At 68.4% G+C, this 17,933-nt stretch carries 19 protein-coding genes and 1 pseudogene; 7 read left to right on the top strand and 13 right to left on the bottom strand.

Annotated features, from left to right (window positions below):
* Positions 1-10: 10 nt before the first annotated feature.
* On the bottom strand, positions 11-1,306 hold the full coding sequence (locus tag QQM39_RS35785) for a CynX/NimT family MFS transporter (RefSeq protein WP_302001725.1): 1,296 nt from the start codon (positions 1,304-1,306) through the stop codon (positions 11-13).
* A 70-nt stretch (positions 1,307-1,376) separates the two neighbouring features.
* Between QQM39_RS35785 and QQM39_RS35780 the strand changes: the two genes are divergently transcribed.
* Positions 1,377-2,069, top strand: a complete 693-nt coding sequence (locus tag QQM39_RS35780; protein ID WP_302001724.1) for a FadR/GntR family transcriptional regulator — start codon at positions 1,377-1,379, stop codon at positions 2,067-2,069.
* Here QQM39_RS35780 and QQM39_RS35775 read toward each other — a convergent pair.
* The 3 genes from QQM39_RS35775 to fabG all read right to left on the bottom strand — a co-directional run bounded on the left by QQM39_RS35775 (position 2,047) and on the right by fabG (position 4,040).
* Positions 2,047-2,397, bottom strand: coding sequence for a hypothetical protein (locus QQM39_RS35775; RefSeq protein ID WP_302001722.1), 351 nt, complete (start codon positions 2,395-2,397; stop codon positions 2,047-2,049). The two genes, QQM39_RS35780 and QQM39_RS35775, sit on opposite strands and share 23 nt — an antisense overlap.
* Positions 2,398-2,559: 162 nt before the next feature.
* Positions 2,560-3,330, bottom strand: coding sequence for an enoyl-ACP reductase FabI (fabI, locus tag QQM39_RS35770; RefSeq protein WP_302001720.1), 771 nt, complete (start codon positions 3,328-3,330; stop codon positions 2,560-2,562).
* Between the two features lie 5 nt (positions 3,331-3,335).
* Positions 3,336-4,040, bottom strand: a complete 705-nt coding sequence (gene fabG, locus QQM39_RS35765; protein WP_030612594.1) for a 3-oxoacyl-[acyl-carrier-protein] reductase — start codon at positions 4,038-4,040, stop codon at positions 3,336-3,338.
* 240 nt (positions 4,041-4,280) lie between these two features.
* Between fabG and QQM39_RS35760 the strand changes: the two genes are divergently transcribed.
* Positions 4,281-5,807: a TldD/PmbA family protein gene (locus QQM39_RS35760; protein WP_302001719.1), complete on the top strand. Its 1,527-nt coding sequence runs from the start codon at positions 4,281-4,283 to the stop codon at positions 5,805-5,807.
* A 60-nt stretch (positions 5,808-5,867) separates the two neighbouring features.
* Here the strand turns inward: QQM39_RS35760 and QQM39_RS35755 are convergent, their stop codons facing one another.
* The 7 genes from QQM39_RS35755 to QQM39_RS35725 all read right to left on the bottom strand — a co-directional run bounded on the left by QQM39_RS35755 (position 5,868) and on the right by QQM39_RS35725 (position 12,124).
* Positions 5,868-6,995 (bottom strand): site-specific integrase, encoded by a 1,128-nt coding sequence (locus QQM39_RS35755; protein WP_302001718.1) that lies wholly within the window; start codon positions 6,993-6,995, stop codon positions 5,868-5,870.
* A gap of 167 nt (positions 6,996-7,162) precedes the next feature.
* Positions 7,163-7,324, bottom strand: coding sequence for a helix-turn-helix domain-containing protein (locus QQM39_RS35750; RefSeq protein ID WP_302001717.1), 162 nt, complete (start codon positions 7,322-7,324; stop codon positions 7,163-7,165).
* A 79-nt stretch (positions 7,325-7,403) separates the two neighbouring features.
* Complete coding sequence (locus tag QQM39_RS35745) at positions 7,404-8,837, bottom strand: replication initiator (protein WP_367669448.1); 1,434 nt, start codon at positions 8,835-8,837, stop codon at positions 7,404-7,406.
* Between the two features lie 1,387 nt (positions 8,838-10,224).
* Positions 10,225-10,446 carry a hypothetical protein gene (locus QQM39_RS35740; protein WP_302001716.1) on the bottom strand — a complete coding sequence of 74 codons (222 nt, stop codon included), beginning with the start codon at positions 10,444-10,446 and terminating at the stop codon, positions 10,225-10,227.
* Positions 10,443-10,622: a hypothetical protein gene (locus QQM39_RS35735; protein ID WP_302001715.1), complete on the bottom strand. Its 180-nt coding sequence runs from the start codon at positions 10,620-10,622 to the stop codon at positions 10,443-10,445. Before QQM39_RS35735 ends, QQM39_RS35740 begins: the two co-directional genes overlap by 4 nt.
* Positions 10,619-10,810 (bottom strand): hypothetical protein, encoded by a 192-nt coding sequence (locus QQM39_RS35730; protein WP_302001714.1) that lies wholly within the window; start codon positions 10,808-10,810, stop codon positions 10,619-10,621. The genes QQM39_RS35735 and QQM39_RS35730 overlap by 4 nt, the downstream gene beginning before the upstream one ends.
* 132 nt (positions 10,811-10,942) lie before the next feature.
* Positions 10,943-12,124, bottom strand: coding sequence for a helix-turn-helix domain-containing protein (locus QQM39_RS35725; RefSeq protein WP_302001713.1), 1,182 nt, complete (start codon positions 12,122-12,124; stop codon positions 10,943-10,945).
* A gap of 341 nt (positions 12,125-12,465) precedes the next feature.
* Between QQM39_RS35725 and QQM39_RS35720 the strand changes: the two are divergent.
* The 3 genes and pseudogenes from QQM39_RS35720 to tyrS all read left to right on the top strand — a co-directional run.
* Positions 12,466-12,732: pseudogene (locus QQM39_RS35720) on the top strand (metallopeptidase TldD-related protein); the annotation flags it as partial.
* The gene (locus tag QQM39_RS35715; protein ID WP_302001712.1) at positions 12,729-14,132 is read left to right on the top strand and encodes a metallopeptidase TldD-related protein; all 1,404 of its coding nucleotides are present in this window, start codon (positions 12,729-12,731) and stop codon (positions 14,130-14,132) included. The pseudogene QQM39_RS35720 and the gene QQM39_RS35715, both read left to right, overlap by 4 nt.
* 56 nt (positions 14,133-14,188) lie before the next feature.
* The gene (tyrS, locus tag QQM39_RS35710) at positions 14,189-15,457 is read left to right on the top strand and encodes a tyrosine--tRNA ligase (protein ID WP_302001711.1); all 1,269 of its coding nucleotides are present in this window, start codon (positions 14,189-14,191) and stop codon (positions 15,455-15,457) included.
* A gap of 99 nt (positions 15,458-15,556) precedes the next feature.
* Here the strand turns inward: tyrS and QQM39_RS35705 are convergent, their stop codons facing one another.
* Positions 15,557-15,835, bottom strand: coding sequence for a GlsB/YeaQ/YmgE family stress response membrane protein (locus tag QQM39_RS35705; protein WP_302003846.1), 279 nt, complete (start codon positions 15,833-15,835; stop codon positions 15,557-15,559).
* A gap of 246 nt (positions 15,836-16,081) precedes the next feature.
* Between QQM39_RS35705 and QQM39_RS35700 the strand changes: the two genes are divergently transcribed.
* Positions 16,082-16,480: a DUF3099 domain-containing protein gene (locus QQM39_RS35700; protein ID WP_302001710.1), complete on the top strand. Its 399-nt coding sequence runs from the start codon at positions 16,082-16,084 to the stop codon at positions 16,478-16,480.
* Between the two features lie 214 nt (positions 16,481-16,694).
* On the top strand, positions 16,695-16,922 hold the full coding sequence (locus QQM39_RS35695; protein ID WP_302001709.1) for a hypothetical protein: 228 nt from the start codon (positions 16,695-16,697) through the stop codon (positions 16,920-16,922).
* On the opposite strand, the gene moaA is transcribed toward QQM39_RS35695, so the two are convergent.
* Positions 16,905-17,894, bottom strand: a complete 990-nt coding sequence (moaA, locus tag QQM39_RS35690; protein ID WP_302003845.1) for a GTP 3',8-cyclase MoaA — start codon at positions 17,892-17,894, stop codon at positions 16,905-16,907. The two genes, QQM39_RS35695 and moaA, sit on opposite strands and share 18 nt — an antisense overlap.
* Positions 17,895-17,933 lie beyond the last annotated feature (39 nt).

Raw genomic sequence — 17,933 nt, 5'->3', positions numbered from 1 at the left:
GGGGTGCGGCTCAGCGGGCCGCCTCGTCCTCCACCGTACGGTCGCGTCCGGCCAGGACGCCCACCGCCATCTGCGGGATCATCAGGCCCGCCATGAGCGCGATCGGCAGCCCCCAGCCGCCGCTGTGCTGGTAGAGCACACCCACCAGAAGCGGGCCGGGAATCGAGATCAGATAGCCGGTGCTCTGCGCGAAGCCCGACAGCTGGGCCACGCCCGCGCTGGTCCGAGCCCGCATGCCGACCATCGTGAGGGCCAGCGGGAACGAGCAGTTGGAGACGCCGAGCAGCAGGGCCCAGGCCCAGGATCCGGCGGCCGGCGCGAGGTACAGGCCGGCGTAACCGACGAGGCCGCAGGCGCCCAGCACGAGCACGATCGGCCCCTGGTGCGGCAGCCTGGTGGCGAGGCGCGGGATGACGAAGGCCAGCGGGACGCCCATCACCATCGTGACGGCGAGCAGCAGCCCCGCCGTGCCGGCGTGCACGCCCGCGTCGCGGAAGATCTGCGCCATCCAGCCCATGGTGATGTAGGCGCCGGTGGCCTGGAGCCCGAAGTAGACGGCGAGGGCCCAGGAGGTGCGGCTCCGGGTGATCCGCAGCGGAGGTGCGTCCACGCGCGCGTGGCTCTCCTGCGCGGAGGCGGCGGGCGCCGCCCCCCGGTTCCGTACGAAGGGCACCCACGGCAGCACGGCCGCCGCCGCGAGCGCCGCCCACACCGCGAGCCCGGTCTGCCAACTCCCGCCCAGCGCCTCGGTCATGGGCACCGTCACGGCCGCCGCGGACGAGGTGCCGAGCGCGAGGGCCATCGAGTACAGGCCGGTCATGGAGCCGACCCGGTCCGGGAACCAGCGCTTGACGATGACCGGCATCAGGACGTTGCTGACGGCGATACCCATGAGGGCGAGCGCGCTGGCGGCCAGGAAGCCGGCCGTGCTGCCCGTGTACGGCCGGATGAGCAGACCCGCGGTGATGGCGACCATGCCCGCGCACACCACCGCTCCCGGACCGAAGCGGCGGGCCAGGCGCGGGGCCGTGACGCCGAAGACGGCGAAGCAGAGCGGGGGCACGGAGGTGAGCAGTCCGGCCGCGCTGCCGCTCATGCCGAGCCCGTCGCGGACCTCTTCGAGGAGGGCGCCGAGGCTGGTGATGGCGGGGCGGAGGTTCAGCGCGGTCAGCACGATGCCGAGCACGAGCAGCCGCATCGTCCACGCGCGCGTGGCGGGCGCTGTGGGAGTGCTTGCCTCAGGGGTGCGTAGGGGCGTGGACGTCGTCGTCCGGGTTTTCTCGCGTGCTGCCATGAGGCCCATCATAGAATCATGGGATGATTGGTTGTCCACCTCGGGGCTACGCGGTCCCGGCCTTGCCGTGCGAAGGTGTGCCATGCCCCTGAGTCACCCCCGCCGCTCGGCGCTGTCCGAGCAGGTCATCGCGGCGTTGCGGAACCAGATCGCCTCGGGCGAATGGCCCGTCGGCTCCCGTATCCCGACCGAGCCCGAGCTGGTCGAGCAGCTCGGCGTGGCCCGCAACACCGTCCGTGAGGCGGTTCGCGCGCTCGCGCACAACGGCCTGCTGGACATCCGCCAGGGCTCCGGCACCTACGTGGTGGCCACCAGCGAGCTGGCCGGCGTCATGCACCGCCGCTTCGCCGACGCCGACCCCCGGCACATCGCCGAACTGCGCTCCACGCTGGAGTCCGCCGCTGCGAAGCTGGCCGCCGAGCGGCGCACGGAGAAGGACCTCAAGCAGCTGGACGCGCTGCTGGTGCGCCGTGAGGAGGCCTGGGAGTCGGGTGACGCGGAGGCGTTCGTGGCGGCCGACGCGACGTTCCATCTGGCCGTGGTGGCGGCCTCCCACAACGACGTGATGACCGCGATGTACGCGGACCTGGGCGAGGTGCTGCGGGACTGGCTGCGCGAGGACGTCGGCGAGGAGCTGACGCCGGAGACGCACATGGACCACGCTCGGCTGGTCGACGCGATCCGCACTGGGGACTCGGCGGCGGCCGCGGCGGAGGCGGCGAGCTATCCGTTCCTGTGCCGTCCGGGGCGCTTCAGCGCTCCCGCCGGTGGCTGATCCACACCGAGCCGACCTCTTTCCAGCAGCGCCCGGTCAGCCGCACGGTCTGCGCGGGCCCGGCCTGAACCGGAGAGCTGTCGCTGTCGAGGTCCCACCAGCGGGCGCACTCGACGTGCAGGGTCACCCGGTCGGTGCCTGGATAGGGGTTGTGGCAGTACGCCGTCACATGGGAGCCGTTGACCCGGATCCGGCAGGCGGCGCCGAACGGCTCCGAGGACTCCACCTCCGCGGCATGCACGCGCGCGTGGGGTATCGACTCGTACGACACGAGCAGCACGAGAGCGACGGCGACGGTCGTTGAGGCCAGGCTGCGGAACAAGCGCACAAGGGGACCTCCTCGGCCGTGCTGGGGAGGGGCTCGCGTAGTGAACGCGTACTCCAGAGTGCGCAGTTGTGGGTCTCCCCCGCCCGGCCGGGTGGGCCGAACGGGTGACGCCCCGCTCCCCGCGCGGGGCGGGAAACGGGGCGTCGACGAGGTACCGGAGGATCAGGCGCCGATGGCGTGCAGGCCGCCGTCCACGTGGATGATCTCGCCGGTGGTCTTCGGGAACCAGTCCGACAGCAGGGCGACGATGCCCTTGCCCGCCGGCTCCGGGTCCTCCAGCTTCCACTCCAGCGGGGAGCGGCTGTCCCACACGGACGCCAGCTCGGCGAAGCCGGGGATGGACTTCGCGGCCATGGAGCCGATCGGCCCCGCCGAGATCAGGTTGCAGCGGATGTCGTGCTTGCCGAGGTCACGCGCCATGTAGCGGTTCGTGGCCTCCAGGGCGGCCTTGGCGGGGCCCATCCAGTCGTACTGCGGCCAGGCGAACTGCGCGTCGAAGGTGAGACCGACGACGGAACCGCCCTCGCTCATCAGCGGCAGCAGCGCCATCGTCAGCGACTTCAGGGAGAAGGCGGAGACGTGCATGGCGGTGGCCACGGACTCGAACGGCGTGTTCAGGAAGTTGCCGCCGAGCGCGTCCTGCGGCGCGAAGCCGATGGAGTGCACGACGCCGTCGAGCCGGTCGCCCAGGTGCTCGCGGACCTGGCTCTCCAGGCGGGCGAGGTGCTCGTCGTTGGAGACGTCGAGCTCCAGGACCGTGACCGGCTTCGGCAGCTTCTTGGCGATGCGCTCGGTCAGCGAGGGCCGGGGCCAAGCGGTCAGGATGATCTCCGCGCCCTGCTCCTGGGCCAGCTTGGCGGCGTGGAACGCGATGGAGGACTCCATCAGCACACCGGTGATCAGGATGCGCTTGCCCTCGAGAATTCCGCTCATGGTGATCAGTGACCCATTCCCAGTCCGCCGTCAACGGGGATGACGGCTCCAGTGATGTACGAGGCGTCGTCCGAGGCGAGGAACCGCACCGTCGCGGCGATCTCCTCCGGCTGCGCGTAACGACCGAGCGGCACCTGCTTCACGATGCCCTCACGCTGCTCGTCGGTGAGCACCTTGGTCATGTCGGTGTCGACGAAGCCGGGCGCGACGACGTTGAAGGTGATGTTGCGCGAGCCCAGCTCACGGGCGAGGGAGCGCGCGAAGCCGACCAGGGCGGCCTTGGAGGCGGCGTAGTTGGCCTGGCCGGGGCCGCCGTACAGGCCGACGACCGACGAGATGAGCACCACGCGGCCCTTCTTGGCGCGCAGCATGCCGCGGTTGGCGCGCTTGACCACACGAAAGGTGCCGGTGAGGTTGGTGTCGACGACCGAGGTGAAGTCCTCCTCGGACATGCGCATCAGGAGCTGGTCCTTGGTGATGCCGGCGTTGGCGATCAGAACCTCGACCGGACCGTGCTCGGCCTCGATCTCCTTGTAGGCCTGCTCCACCTGCTCGGTGTCGGTGATGTCGCACTTGACGGCCAGGAAGCCGGCCGGCGGCTCACCCGAGCGGTACGTGATCGCGACCTTGTCGCCGGCGTCGGCGAAAGCGCGGGCGATGGCGAGGCCGATGCCCCGGTTGCCTCCGGTGACGAGAACCGAGCGGCTCAACGGATCACCCTTTCGATAGGGGTCTGACACACCCGCCCGAACACCTCGATGGCAGGCGGCTTCCCCGAAAACCTATCGGGCCGGTCCCGCCCGGGAACATCCGGGCACCGACAGTGGCGTAGGGGTGTCACTGTCGGGTCTCTACAGAAAGACGCGCACTCCAGCCGGAAACGTGTGGTCCACGGCCCCGCCCGCGCGACATGATCGATACCGACAGGCCACGACAGCAGGGAGACCTCCGTGCCTCATACGATCGACGAAGCCTTTACGGCACTTCCCCTACGCGCCCTGGCCGACGCCGCGCTGGCACGCGCGCGTGCGCTGGGGGCCGAGCACGCGGACTTCCGGTTCGAGCGGGTGCGCAGCGCGTCCTGGCGCCTGCGGGACGCCCGGCTCGCCGGGTCGTCGGACACCACCGACCTGGGGTACGCGGTGCGGGTGGTGCACGGCGGGACCTGGGGGTTCGCCTCCGGAGTGGATCTGACCCTGGACGCCGCCGCCAAGGTCGCCTCGCAGGCGGTGGCGATGGCGAAGCTGTCCGCCCAGGTGATCAAGGCCGCCGGGTCGGACGAGCGGGTGGAACTCGCCGACGAGCCCGTGCACGCCGAGAAGACGTGGATCTCGTCGTACGAGATCGATCCGTTCACCGTGCCCGACGAGGAGAAGTCGGCACTGCTGGCGGAGTGGAGCGCGCGGCTGCTGGCGGCGGACGGGGTCAATCATGTCGACGCCTCGCTGCTCACGGTCCACGAGAACAAGTTCTACGCCGACACCGCCGGGACCGTGACCACGCAGCAGCGCGTGCGGCTGCACCCGCAGCTGACCGCTGTGTCGGTCGACGAGTCGAGCGGCGAGTTCGACTCCATGCGCACCATCGCGCCGCCCGTGGGACGCGGCTGGGAGTACCTGACCGGCACCGGCTGGGACTGGGAGTCCGAGCTGGCGCGGATCCCCGAGCTGCTCGCCGAGAAGATGCGGGCGCCGAGCGTCGAGGCGGGGCCGTACGACCTCGTCGTCGACCCCTCCAACCTGTGGCTGACGATCCACGAGTCCATCGGCCACGCCACCGAGCTGGACCGCGCCCTCGGCTACGAGGCCGCCTACGCCGGCACCTCCTTCGCCACCTTCGACCAGCTCGGCAAGCTCAGGTACGGCTCCGACCTGATGAACGTCACCGGTGACCGCACCGCCGAGCACGGCCTGGCGACCATCGGGTACGACGACGAGGGCGTCGAGGGCCAGTCGTGGGACCTGGTGAAGGACGGCACCCTCGTCGGCTACCAGCTGGACCGGCGGATCGCGAAGCTGACCGGGTTCGAGCGGTCCAACGGGTGCGCCTTCGCCGACTCCCCCGGGCATGTGCCGGTGCAGCGCATGGCCAATGTGTCGCTGCAGCCGGATCCGGCCGGGATGTCGACCGAGGATCTGATCGGGAGCGTCGACCGCGGGATCTACGTCGTCGGCGACCGGTCCTGGTCGATCGACATGCAGCGCTACAACTTCCAGTTTACGGGTCAGAGGGCATACATGATCCGGAACGGCCGCCTTGCGGGGCAGGTCCGGGACTTTGCATATCAGGGGGTAACCCCCCAGTTCTGGGGTGCCATGGAAGCTGTTGGAGGCCCCCAGACTTACGTACTTGGAGGGGCTTTCAACTGCGGAAAGGCCCAACCTGGGCAGGTCGCCGCCGTGTCCCACGGGTGCCCTTCAGCAATGTTCCGGAGTGTGAATATCCTGAACACCACGACCGAGGCTGGCGGCGCCTGAGACGGCGACCAATCCGGTCCGAAGTCTGCACCAGGTCGACACGCGATCACAGCGAACCTCCTACGCCACGTCGTCCCATTCCTCGACGTCGTCCTCCGAGGGCGTCAGCGAGGGCGGGACGATGAGGCCCCTGAAGGGCTCCAGCTTGAGACCCAGGCGGTTGTGCATGGTGCGGGCGCCTCGGTCCATCGCCCGGCGGACGAGGTGGCCGTAGACCAGCTCCGTCGTCCTGGTGGTCCGGTGCCCGACCCACGCCGCGATCTCGAAGAGCGGGATGTCGGCGTGGATCGCTTCGGAGACGAAGAAGTGCCGGAAGCTCTTCGGGGTGTACTGCGGAGTCCCCGCCAGCTTGGCCGCCGCCTTGAACTGGTCCAGGAACCAGTCATAGGACGGGTGGCGGTCGTTCAGCCGAGGTGACTCGAAGAACCAGCCCCGGTCGCCCCAGGTACCGAACGCGTCGATGTGATCGTTGAAGATCTCGTTGATCGATTCGGGCACTGGCGTACGCCGCGCCTGATCGAAGGTCCGGTGTTTCGTACCCCGCTTCACTCCGCGCCGGTAGCCGGAGATCTCCTGACACCCGTAGGCCGAGACCTGGTGATCCACGGCCAGGATGCTGCGCTCCCAGTCCATTGACTCGTCGGCCAGCGCCAAGGACTCCCCCGGACGCGTCCCACAGCCCGCCATGGCCCAGAAGCCGGCGCGGATCAGCTTGGGGGCCTCCGCGATGATCCCCAGCACCTCTTCCATGGTCGGGATGTCGTTGTCGGTGACCGGTGTGAGTTGCTGCCCCGAGCGCCTCCGGGGGTTCGCCTTCTTGCACGGATTACGGCCGATGATCTCGGCTGCCACCGCATAGTTGAAGACGGACGAGAGGACGTTCTTACGTCCGTTGATGCCGGTCTCCTTGTAGCCCCGCTCCTTCTGGTCCGCCTCCCATTCCTGGATGGTCGTCGGGGTGATGCTGGCGATCGGCTTGCTCCCGAAGAACGGGCCGTAGTGGTTGTCGTAGACGCTCTGGTAGTTCCTCTTCGAGGACTCTTCGAGCGTTCCCGCTTCAACCCACTCGTTCCAGATCTCGGCGAACGTCCTCTGTCCCGCCTTGGGGTTGATGTACGTCCCGAGGTCCTTGTCCCGCTCGACCTTGATCGCGAACGCTTCCGCGTCTTCGAGCTTCTTGAAGGACACCTGCCTCGGCTTGCCTGCCCTGCCCCCGGGCTCCCGGTACGACACCCGATACGGCTTGTGAGGGCACGTGGGTTTCTTGCGCCGAGGGCAGGAGCAGTCTTCCTTCTTGATGGTCGCCACGCTTGTTAACCCTCCACATGTTGATTGGTTAGCGGCTGATCGTCAGCCTAGTTGTGCTGCATGCGCACCTCAACCCAGTTGTGCAGATCGCGAGTTCGGAAACGGACGTGCTTGCCGACCTTGAGGTACGGGATGCCCCAGCGTCGGTACGAGTCCATGAGGACCCGCTTGGTGACGCCGAGTTCTGCGGCTGCCTCATCCGGCGTCATGAGTAGGTTGCTGCCACCTCTCACAGCCACTCACCCCACTGCTCTGCGTCCTCCCGTGCCTCCCTGGCCAGTTGGCGATTCATGGCGATGTCTTCGGCGATGGTGAAGGCAGGTCAGCCTCGCCGGGGGTATAGCCGGAGCCGACGTAACGCCAGGCCGATTCCGTGACCATGTCCGGGCCATCCGTGGGCTTGGTGTCGCCCCTTCGGTGGTCGGCTCGTTCCTCACGCAGTGCGCCGTACGTGGTGGAGTAGCGGCGGGATTTGGTGAGGATGTGGCCCCGGTAGCCGAGTGCGTGAGCCCAGGGACGGAGCCGGAGATGTTCCAGCTCGGCGAGGCCGCCCAGCCGCCAACAGGTGCCCATGAGGGCGCGTACGTGGCTGTTGACGACGGCCGCGCGGATGTCCTCCAGGCTGGTGACCCGGTAGTCCAATCCGGCTGCCGTGTCGGCTGCGCCCTTGGTGACGTACTTCGCCACGTACCCGGCGACCGCGTTACCTGATGGCCCGTCACCATCGGGCAGGGAGCGGATCGGTAGGACGTCGAACTGCGTGCCCCAGCCGAGCCGTTCTGTGCCGTAGGCGCCGGAGTCCGGCACGCGCACGAAGCTGGAGGCGGCAGCCCGTTCGACCGCATCCAGCAGCACGCTTTCCGTCGCCCAGTCGGGAGCGGGCGAGCCCGCACCGTCCGGACCGTCCAGACGCACGACGGCATGGAAGTGAACCGCCGCCCGCCGCTGGAACTCGGCGACCTTGGCGAACGACACCACCAGGTGATCGCCGAGCTTCGAGCGTGCTACCCCACCGGCCGAAGCGAGGCAGCGCCGCACGGCAGTCGTGAACCGGTCCCACAACCGCCCGGCATGCGCGTGCCACAGCACATGGCCGACGTAGTCGTAGCAGTCCGGGCACAGCGGCAGACCGACCGCCGGATCACCCTCGGTGTGCACCAGGCCGCAGCCGAGCAGCCGCCCGTGCTCGCAGCGCGGATCATCCCGACGCGGACGGCATCGCTGTCCGTCGAGCACCCGGTGCACCGGCCCGAACGACGGAGCCGTCAGGGTCACGAACAGCCGGGAACGCTCCCGCACCGAATCGGGCACACCCTTGCCGCCGGACAGGCCCGCCCGCACGAGCTGGAAGGTATCCCCGGCATGCAGGTAAGCGCACGGCTCACACACCGAGGCACGCCGGTTACGGCAGCGCACCGCCAGCCGCTCACCTGGCTCCCCGTCCGTCGAATAGGACGAGATCACCTCACCCGTGACCGCATGCCGGGTAACCGTGGAACCGGACAGGTAAATCGGATTGGCGCAGCCGCCAATCGCTTTGATCTGCTCCTGCCAGCGCGCAAAGAGCGGATCATTGACGAGCCGTATAAGGTCACGGTCCGCCTCTGAGAGAGCTTGTAGTCGTAGTTCGCGTGCCAGCCCGTCGGAACGCCCGGCCGGAGCGGACGATGCGTCGGACGGGCGGATTTTGCGTGTGGTGTTGTTGCCGCACTCGGCAGACATGACGCGGCCTCCAGAGCCTCAAGTCAGGAAGTAGGTAACGGGGGTTCATGGCTTCTCTCCTTTGCGCTCACAGGGCGCGTATCCTGCGTACGCCCTGGTCAGGCGCAGCCAACTTGCCTTTGAATTGTATGAGTTACCGCCGACAGCAGTATGAAGATTTTCCCGTGATACATGCCACCGCCCCATCGGGAACTCCGGGAAATCCGTACCGGAATCGACCGAAGTACGGACCATGTCAGCCGAAGGCGGTTCAACCAGGACCTCACATCAACTACGGCCGCAGTCAATCTATTTGACGGAGCGCCAGAAACGAGGAAGCACGCACGACACCGGAATCGGTTGACCCTGCGTGCTTCTGGCCGGTTGCATTGCGTGCCGCGCTCATCAGGAGGGGAAGCGGGCAGCAGCTCGGGGCGTGGCGGAATCTGGCTTTACTTGTTCCAGGGCGCGCCTTCGGCGCGCCGCCGGGACGGCTCACCGCGCCCCGGCCCGGCATGCGGCCTTCGGCCGGTCCGGTCCGGGGCGCCGCCGCCCCGGCGCACACCGGACGAGCCTGGACGCGCAGCCAGACCCAGCACGGCCCACGCCGCCCGGTTCCGTTCCCATGGAGCACGACCGTTGTTCACGGCCTTCAGCAGCTCAGCCACCGCCCCCCGGCCGCGCTGTCCCTCCCTGCCCCGCCTATACGCCCGGCCAGGAGTGAGCGCCGCCATGTCCCGCGAACAGGCTGCACACGACGTTGTCCACCCGATCCTCATCCCCGAACGAATACTCCAGGCACGGATCATGATTCTCCACTCCGGAGCGCCACCACACCCAGGTCATACGCCCGGAAGGATCTTGCGCTTCAACGATCCCCGCCGAATGATCCGATCCCTCATGCGGTTCCAGTTCGCACTCCAAGATCAGCGGATGGTCAATCTCCGACTCCACTCCTGCCAGACGGAACGCCTCCATCTGCATTTCCGGAGAGGGAGCAAACCGATCACCGCAGCTCTTCATAAGCACCTCGCTCAGTAATCCGACATGGTCAAGGCGCCGGTACAGGCACACACCCTCTTGGGCGGGGGCCGACGGCCTACGAGGCTTTTAGGCAGCCACCATGGGGCGAGCCTCTAAGAACAGGGGGCCGATCGGGCTATTGCGGGCAGGTCCCAAAGACTGCCCGATCCGCGAGGCAGCGTAAGGCCCCCTGTTCACTCGCCCCATGGCAGCTCCCGCCCAAAAGCCTCTACGGCCGGCGGCGTGCCCACAGCGCACCACTACCAGGGCAAAGCCCCGCCCCCGTCAGGGCTTCTCAAAGCGGGCGGAGCCCTCGATTGGCTGCTCCCGACGGGGATGTGGGTCTACAAACTTCACAACGCGATGAGCGGTCACGCCCCGGGGCCTACCGAGCCGCCAGATCCGCCCAGTCCTGCGCCTGAATCTCCTTCATGGCCAAGCACGCCAGCTCATGCAGACACTCGCCACAGGCGTACATGCGCCCTTCACCGGCCGGAGTCTTCACAAAGCCGACCGCCAGCACCCGCCCCGCCATGCGGCAGTACAACATGCACTCCCCATCCATCCAGGCATGCCCATCACCCGGATACGGCGGCAGCCAGCTCACGCATGCCGCCACGCATGCCACGGACGGGTGATGATCTCCCGGAACGTGCGGTGCGACGGGTTCCTGCCGCGGTGCTCCAGCGCCCGGCCCTGCGGATCGGCGAAGTCCTCACCAGTGTCCGAGGACTCCGGCATGAGCGTCCACGCCTCCTGACGGATCACCGAACGCACACTCACAGCCGCCTCCGTCCCGACTGCACGTTGGCCGCCTTCACACCCGCGCTCAACCGCTCCGCCGGAGTCGCCGGGCGGATCTCGGCCGGGTCTGCCTGCCACTCACGGCCGCCACCCACCGGACGCAGCATGGCGTACGGACCAGCTGTGTCCAGGTACTCCCCGACCTTGCGGGTCGCCGGGTCGTACATCACCGTTCCGACTTCAGGGATTGCTGTCTCTGGTGCTCTACCTTGAGTCGCCATGCCAATGACGCTACGTAGCGGCAAGAGCACACCTCAATGGCACTTTGCCGGGGTGCCAGTCCGAAGTGCCACACCATGTCACAGCGGTACGCCGATCGCGTCGGCCAGCTCCCGCATCTCCGAGGTGAGAGTGCGCCGACGCGCGATCACTCGACCGAAGATGTCCCGCGCGTACCGCTGATTGGGCAGCCACTGGGGTGCGTCCGCGCGGATGCCCTGCAAGACATCCACCGTCTTCGCGTAGTCACGCGAGCGCGCATGCGCTTCCGCCACGTCCAGGAGGTGACGGTTGCGGTTGTTGGAAGTGGGCCGCATGCCGCCTGTCGGGATGCGCGCCGAGAGCTTGAGCACCAGGTCCGGCTTGTCAACGATCATCGCGTTCTCGGCACGCTTCAGAGCCACCGTGACCGGTCCGAATGCCTGCAAGAAATCATCGCGCGGGGCAAACTCCCGCCCCATCGCGACCGCAGCCGAATTGGCGTAGCGCAAGGCATCCTCGGCCTCCCCAGGCCGGTTGTCCCGGATCGCGGCGGCAGAGGCACGCAGCAGCAGCCAGCCCCACGCGCTGAGCTCTGCCGGAGTCGCGCGCGAGATACGCGGCTCGACCTCATCCGCCCACCGGGTCGCCAGCTCCCGCGCCTCAGCCAGCCGACCGCGCCGCAGCAATAGCCAGCACTGTGTGTTCACCGTCGCCGCTGCCTGAAGCCGGTCTGAGGATTCGTCCAGGGACCGGGAGAGTGCGATGTCAGCCGACTCGAACTGCCGAGTCTGAGTGAGCAGCCATCCCGTCAGCTGCGACAGCCGGACGCGTACAGCACGTCCCTCCGGGCCGTACTCGGCGACGAGATCAGCGTCGCGCAGCAAAGGCGGAAGGATCACGCTCAACTCTGCGAAACGATCACCGGAGAAGAGCGGCAGTGCCGACTCCACGGCGTCTCGCACGCCATCCACGGTCGGTTCTTCGGTCAGCCCCTCCACCCGCACCGGGGCCACGAGCGCCCGGCGGACAGCCTCCCAACGATCATCTGCCCCAGGCGCCGCCTGTCGCTCCTCCTCATGTCCAGCGATGAGGTTCGTCGTCGGTACCCGCAGGGCCAGCGCCAGTCGGCGCGCAGTCTCCAGGCGCGTGTCACCCCGTTCCCCTTGCTCCAGCTTCCGGACCAAGGACAGGGACACGCCGGATTCGCTCGCTAGCTGACGCTGCGTCATACCGCGCCGCTTGCGCACTTCCTGAAGCCGCTTGCCAATGTCGGCACTCATGATTCGAGCGTACGGCGCGCGCGGCCCGTCCGTGCGACCTTCTGCGCCCATCACTCCCCCGAGAGGTGATCTCATACGACCGACGAGAGCTCAGGTCAGGGCAATATTTCGCATCCCGGCCCGGGCGACCGGTGGGTAGTCTCTGATCCGATCTGGGGCCAGCCTCCAGGACCCGCGTCAGCCAGCCCCGCAGCAGGCCCCGGAGGTCGACACCAAGTCATCACCAGACCCCGTACCGTCCGGTTTCAACCCGTATGAACAGGGATTGAGGGTAGACCGTGAATAACCGCCTGACCAGCACAAACGCCGATCAGAGAGGTATGCCCCCTGACCCTACGGACAACTTCCAGTTCACCGGGCAGCGGTTCTTCAAGATCGAGAACGGGCGGATCACCGGGCAGCTGCGGGATGTCGCCTATCAGGCGACGACCACGGACTTCTGGGGGTCGATGGCGGCCGTCGGCGGTCCGCAGACCTATGTACTCGGCGGCGCGTTCAACTGCGGCAAGGCCCAGCCGGGGCAGGTCGCGGCGGTTTCGCACGGCTGCCCTTCGGCCCTCTTCAAGGGAGTCAACATTCTGAACACCACGCAGGAGGCCGGTCGATGAGCGCTCACTCCACCAAGGCGAACAAGCCGCACGAGATCGTCGAGCGGGCCCTGGAGCTGTCCAGGGCCGACGGGTGCGTCGTCATCGCCGACGAGCAGTCGACCGCCAACCTGCGCTGGGCGGGCAACGCGCTGACCACGAACGGCGTCACGCGCGGGCGGACGCTCACCGTCGTCGCGACCGTCGACGGCAAGGAGGGCACGGCCTCCGGGGTCGTGTCGCGCTCGGCCGTGACCGCGGAGGAGCTGGAGCCGCTGGTGCGGGCCGCCGAGGCCGCCGCGCGCGGCGCCGGGCCCGCCGAGGACGCGCAGCCGCTGGTGGCGGACGTACCGGCGTCGCCGGACTTCGCGGACGCCCCGGCCGAGACGTCGTCCACCGTGTTCGCCGACTTCGCCCCGGCGCTCGGTGAGGCGTTCGCACGCGCGCGTGCGGGCGGACGGGAGCTGTACGGCTTCGCCAACCACGAGCTGGTGTCGACCTATGTGGGCACGTCGACCGGGCTGCGGCTGCGGCACGACCAGCCCAACGGGACGCTGGAGCTGAACGCCAAGTCCCCGGACCGCACCCGCTCGGCCTGGGCGGGGCGCTCCACGCGGGACTTCAAGGACGTGGACCCGACGACGCTGGACGCCGAGCTGGCCGTACGCCTCGGCTGGGCCGAGCGGCGCCTTGAGCTGCCGGCGGGCCGGTACGAGACGCTGCTGCCGCCGACCGCCGTGGCCGACCTGCTGATCTACCAGATGTGGTCGGCGTCGGGGCGGGACGCCGTCGAGGGCCGGACGGTGTTCTCCAAGCCCGGCGGCAAGACGCGGGTCGGCGAGAAGCTGAGCGAGCTGCCGCTGACCTTGCGCAGTGACCCGAACGAGCCGGGTCTGGAGGCCGCGCCCTTCGTGATCGCGCACTCCTCCGGCGGTGATCAGTCGGTGTTCGACAACGGGCTGCCGATCGCGGCCACCGAGTGGATGCGCGAGGGCGAGCTGAAGCACCTCACGACCACCCGCCACAGTGCCGGACTGACCGGTCTGCCGGTGGCGCCGGGCGCCGACAACCTGATCCTGGACGGCGGCGATGACCGCTCGCTCGAGGAGATGGTCGCGAACACCGAGCGCGGGCTGCTGCTGACCTGCCTCTGGTACATCCGCGAGGTCGACCCGGCGACGCTGCTGCTCACCGGCCTGACCCGGGACGGGGTGTACCTCGTCGAGAACGGTGAGGTGACCGGCGAGGTCAACAACTTCAGGTTCAACGAATCGCCGGTGGGACTGCTCGGGCGGGCGACGGAGGCGGGCCGTACGGAGAAGACCCTCCCCCGGGAGTGGAGCGACTGGTTCACCAGGGCGGCTATGCCGGCGCTGCGCGTCCCCGATTTCAACATGAGCTCTGTCAGTCAGGGCGTATAACCTCGTAGTCGGCTGTCACCCGACTGCCCGAAGATCATCGAGGAGACACGAGAACCGTGACGGACATCGTCGACGAGCTGAAGTGGCGCGGCGTGATCGCCCTGTCCACTGACGAGGACGCATTGCGCAAGGCGCTCGCGGACGGTCCCGTCACGTTCTATTGCGGTTTCGACCCGACCGCGGCCAGCCTGCACGTCGGCCACCTGGTCCAGGTCCTCACCATGCGCCGCCTCCAGCAGGCGGGCCTGCGCCCACTGGCGCTGGTGGGCGGCGCCACGGGCCAGATCGGCGACCCGCGCCCGACGGCCGAGCGCACGCTGAACGACCCGGAGACGGTCGCGAACTGGGTGAACTGCCTGCGCGCGCAGATCGAGCCGTTCCTGTCCTTCGAGGGCGACAACGCCGCGACGATGGTGAACAACCTGGACTGGACGGCCGGCATGTCGGCCATCGAGTTCCTGCGGGACATCGGCAAGCACTTCCGCGTCAACAAGATGCTGACCAAGGACTCGGTCGCCCGTCGCCTCCAGTCCGAAGAGGGCATCAGCTACACCGAGTTCAGCTACCAGCTGCTCCAGGGCATGGACTTCCTGGAGCTGTACCGGCGGCACGGCTGCACGCTCCAGCAGGGCGGCAGCGACCAGTGGGGCAACCTCACGGCGGGTCTGGACCTGATCCACAGGCTGGAGCCGCACGCGAGCGTGCACGCTCTGGCGACCCCGCTGATGACCAAGGCGGACGGCACCAAGTTCGGCAAGACCGAGGGCGGCGCCATCTGGCTCGACCCGGAGATGACGACGCCGTACGCGTTCTACCAGTTCTGGCTGAACGCGGACGACCGGGACATCTCGACGTACATGCGCATCCTGTCCTTCAAGTCCCGTGAGGAGCTGGAGGAGCTGGAGAAGCAGACCGAGGAGCGGCCGCAGGCCCGTGCCGCGCAGCGTGCGCTGGCCGAGGAGCTGACGACGCTGGTGCACGGTGCCGACCAGACGGCCGCCGTGATCGCCGCGTCCAAGGCCCTCTTCGGCCAGGGCGAGCTGACGGAGCTGGACGACCGGACGCTGGCGGCGGCCCTCTCCGAGGTGCCGCACATCCAGGTCGAGCAGCTCGGCCAGGTCGTCGACCTCTTCGCCGAGGTCGGCCTGGTGGCCAGCAAGTCCGCCGCGCGGCGCACCGTGAAGGAGGGCGGCGCCTACGTGAACAACGTCAAGGTCGCCGGCGAGGACGCGGTGCCCGCGAAGGAGGACCTGCTGCACGGGCGGTGGCTGGTGCTGCGGCGAGGGAAGAAGAACCTGGCGGCGGTCGAGGTGACCGGAGTCTGACGGGCCTACAAGGCCGTAAGGAACATATGCATGCCGAAGGGTCGGCTACCCGGACGGGCGGCCGCCCCTTCGGCATGTACGACCTCTGGTTCTCCGGCCTCAGGCCCGCTCCTTGCGCTTGCCCAGCGTCGCCATGTACAGCATGTCGCCCAGGTACACGATGATCACCGCGGCGACGATCTGGAAGACGTGCCGACTCCAGTCGATGCCGCGGGTCGAGTCGACGCCGAACGCGCGGGCGATGGAGTTCCCGACGACGGCACCGAGGATGCCGAAGATCGTGGTCAGCCAGAGGGGGCTGTGCTGCTTGCCCGGGATGATTGCCTTCGCGAGCAGACCCAGCACGAATCCCACGATGATCGCCCACAACCAGCCCATGGCTGCCTCCTCGTACGGCTCGGGGTGAGCATTACGCCCAGTGTTGGTCCGGGACGTGGTACGTCGCATGCCGGGTACGGCCGTACGTGTTACGGCTGAGGGCGTTCCCCCAGGTGGCAGGGGCCCCGCTCTCGTTGGCGGCGGAGATGGGGCGTACGGTGGGAGGTGTCCTGGCCCGGGTCCCCGACCGGGGGCGGACGGGTACGGGCAGGGGGAGAGTCCGATGCGGGTGGATGGTGGAATGTGATGCGGAAGCTGCATGCGGGCGGCCACACCGAGGTGTTCCGGATCACCGGGGCCCGGGCCGGCCTCCACGACGATGTACGTGCGCGGCAACGTCGGTACATCATCTCGATGTCGGTCCGTACGGTGTCGGTGATCCTCGCGGCCACACTGTGGAACGTCGAACGGCACGTCGCGATCGTGGCGTTGGTGCTCGGCGCGATCCTGCCGTACATCGCGGTGGTGATCGCCAACGCGGGGCGGGAAAATGCGCCGTCCTTGCCGTCGACGTTCGTGGCCGCGCCGATGCGGCCAATGATCACGCCCCCGCGGACGAATGACGGTTTCGCGGAATCCGTCCCGGAAGATGTCGCGGGCGACTCCGCGCCGGGCGCACAAAGGAAACCGCACGACGAGGTGTGAGCCTGCGGACCGTTTCCCTCCGGAAGTCGAGTCCGCGCCAAGCTCAGGAAAAGCTCAGATCAATAGTGTTGTTCCGGTGCCGGGCGACGGGTTACCCGTGACATACTTCGTAGGCGCTCCGCATCCCCCGTCGGAGCGACGGACCGACGCCGGGCAGCTCCCCCCGTGGCTGCTCGGCGTCGCCTTTTTATGCGCGAACTTGTGAGACGAATCTGTGAGTGACGAGACGCCGATCTGTTCTGCCAAGGGGTGCCGTGCCGACGCCGTGTGGGTGCTGGCGTGGAACAACCCGAAGCTTCACACGCCGGAGCGGCGCAAGACATGGCTCGCTTGCGAGGAACATCGCGAGCATTTGTCGCAGTTCCTCGGGGTGCGGGGGTTTCTGAAGGACGTCGTCCTGCTGAACGAGTGGGAAGAGGCCTCTTCAGCCACCGATGGCTGACATGGGACGGTCCGGCTGCACGAACGTCGGGTCGTCCAATCCCGCTCCCGCCTTCTTGCCCCACATCGCCAGCCGCCAGATACGGGCTATCTCCTCGTCCGGGGCGCCCGAGCGCAGGGCCGCGCGCAGGTCCGTCTCCTCCGTGGCGAACAGGCACGTGCGGACCTGGCCGTCGGCCGTCAGGCGGGTGCGGTCGCAGGCCGAGCAGAACGGGCGGGTGACGGAGGCGATGACGCCGACCACGTGCGGGCCGCCGTCGACCAGCCAGCGCTCCGCCGGGGCCGAGCCGCGCTTCTCCTCGCCCTCGGCGGTCAGCTCGAAGCGGGTGCGCAGGGAGGTCAGGATGTCGCCGGCGGTGATCATGCCGTCGCGCTTCCAGCCGTGCTGGGCGTCCAGGGGCATCTGCTCGATGAAGCGCAGTTCGTAGTCGTGCTCCACCGCCCAGGCCAGGAGGTCGGGGGCCTCGTCCCCGTTCAGGCCCGGCATCAGGACCGTGTTGACCTTGACCGGGGTCAGGCCCGCGTCGCGGGCGGCGTGCAGGCCCTCGATGACGTCCTTGTGCCGGTCACGGCGGGTCAGGGCCTTGAAGACGTCCGGGCGCAGCGTGTCCAGGGAGACGTTGACCCGGTCCAGGCCCGCCGCCTTCAGCGCGGCCGCGGTGCGCTTGAGGCCGATGCCGTTCGTCGTCAGCGACATCTGGGGGCGGGGCTCAAGGGCCGCGACCCGCTCGACTATGCCCACCAGGCCGGGACGCAGCAGGGGCTCACCGCCGGTGAAACGAACCTCCTCGATCCCGAGGGAGGTGACGGCGATGTCGATCAGGCGGACGATCTCGTCGTCCGTCAGCAGGTCCGGCTTGGCCAGCCACTGCAGGCCCTCCTCGGGCATGCAGTAGGTGCACCGCAGATTGCAGCGGTCGGTCAGCGAGACTCTCAGGTCGGTGGCCACCCGGCCGTAGGTGTCGATGAGCACGTGGGCCCCCTCCCTCGTCACGAACCACAGTTTTCTTCC

The sequence above is a fragment of the Streptomyces sp. DT2A-34 genome (genome assembly GCF_030499515.1).
GTDB lineage: Bacteria > Actinomycetota > Actinomycetes > Streptomycetales > Streptomycetaceae > Streptomyces.
Note: the sequence above shows the minus strand (reverse complement) of the source record. Positions and strands in the feature narration are given on the sequence as shown.

Excerpts from the sequence above, each read along its gene's own strand:
- QQM39_RS35785 (WP_302001725.1), bottom strand. The coding sequence starts at position 1,306 with ATGATGGGCCTCATGGCAGCACGCGAGAAAACCCGGACGACGACGTCC.
- QQM39_RS35780 (WP_302001724.1), top strand. The coding sequence starts at position 1,377 with ATGCCCCTGAGTCACCCCCGCCGCTCGGCGCTGTCCGAGCAGGTCATC.
- fabI (WP_302001720.1), bottom strand. The coding sequence starts at position 3,330 with ATGAGCGGAATTCTCGAGGGCAAGCGCATCCTGATCACCGGTGTGCTG.
- QQM39_RS35750 (WP_302001717.1), bottom strand. The coding sequence starts at position 7,324 with ATGACGCCGGATGAGGCAGCCGCAGAACTCGGCGTCACCAAGCGGGTC.
- QQM39_RS35745 (WP_367669448.1), bottom strand. The coding sequence starts at position 8,837 with ATGTCTGCCGAGTGCGGCAACAACACCACACGCAAAATCCGCCCGTCC.
- QQM39_RS35730 (WP_302001714.1), bottom strand. The coding sequence starts at position 10,810 with ATGTACGACCCGGCGACCCGCAAGGTCGGGGAGTACCTGGACACAGCT.
- QQM39_RS35725 (WP_302001713.1), bottom strand. The coding sequence starts at position 12,124 with ATGAGTGCCGACATTGGCAAGCGGCTTCAGGAAGTGCGCAAGCGGCGC.
- QQM39_RS35715 (WP_302001712.1), top strand. The coding sequence starts at position 12,729 with ATGAGCGCTCACTCCACCAAGGCGAACAAGCCGCACGAGATCGTCGAG.
- QQM39_RS35705 (WP_302003846.1), bottom strand. The coding sequence starts at position 15,835 with ATGGGCTGGTTGTGGGCGATCATCGTGGGATTCGTGCTGGGTCTGCTC.
- QQM39_RS35700 (WP_302001710.1), top strand. The coding sequence starts at position 16,082 with ATGCGGAAGCTGCATGCGGGCGGCCACACCGAGGTGTTCCGGATCACC.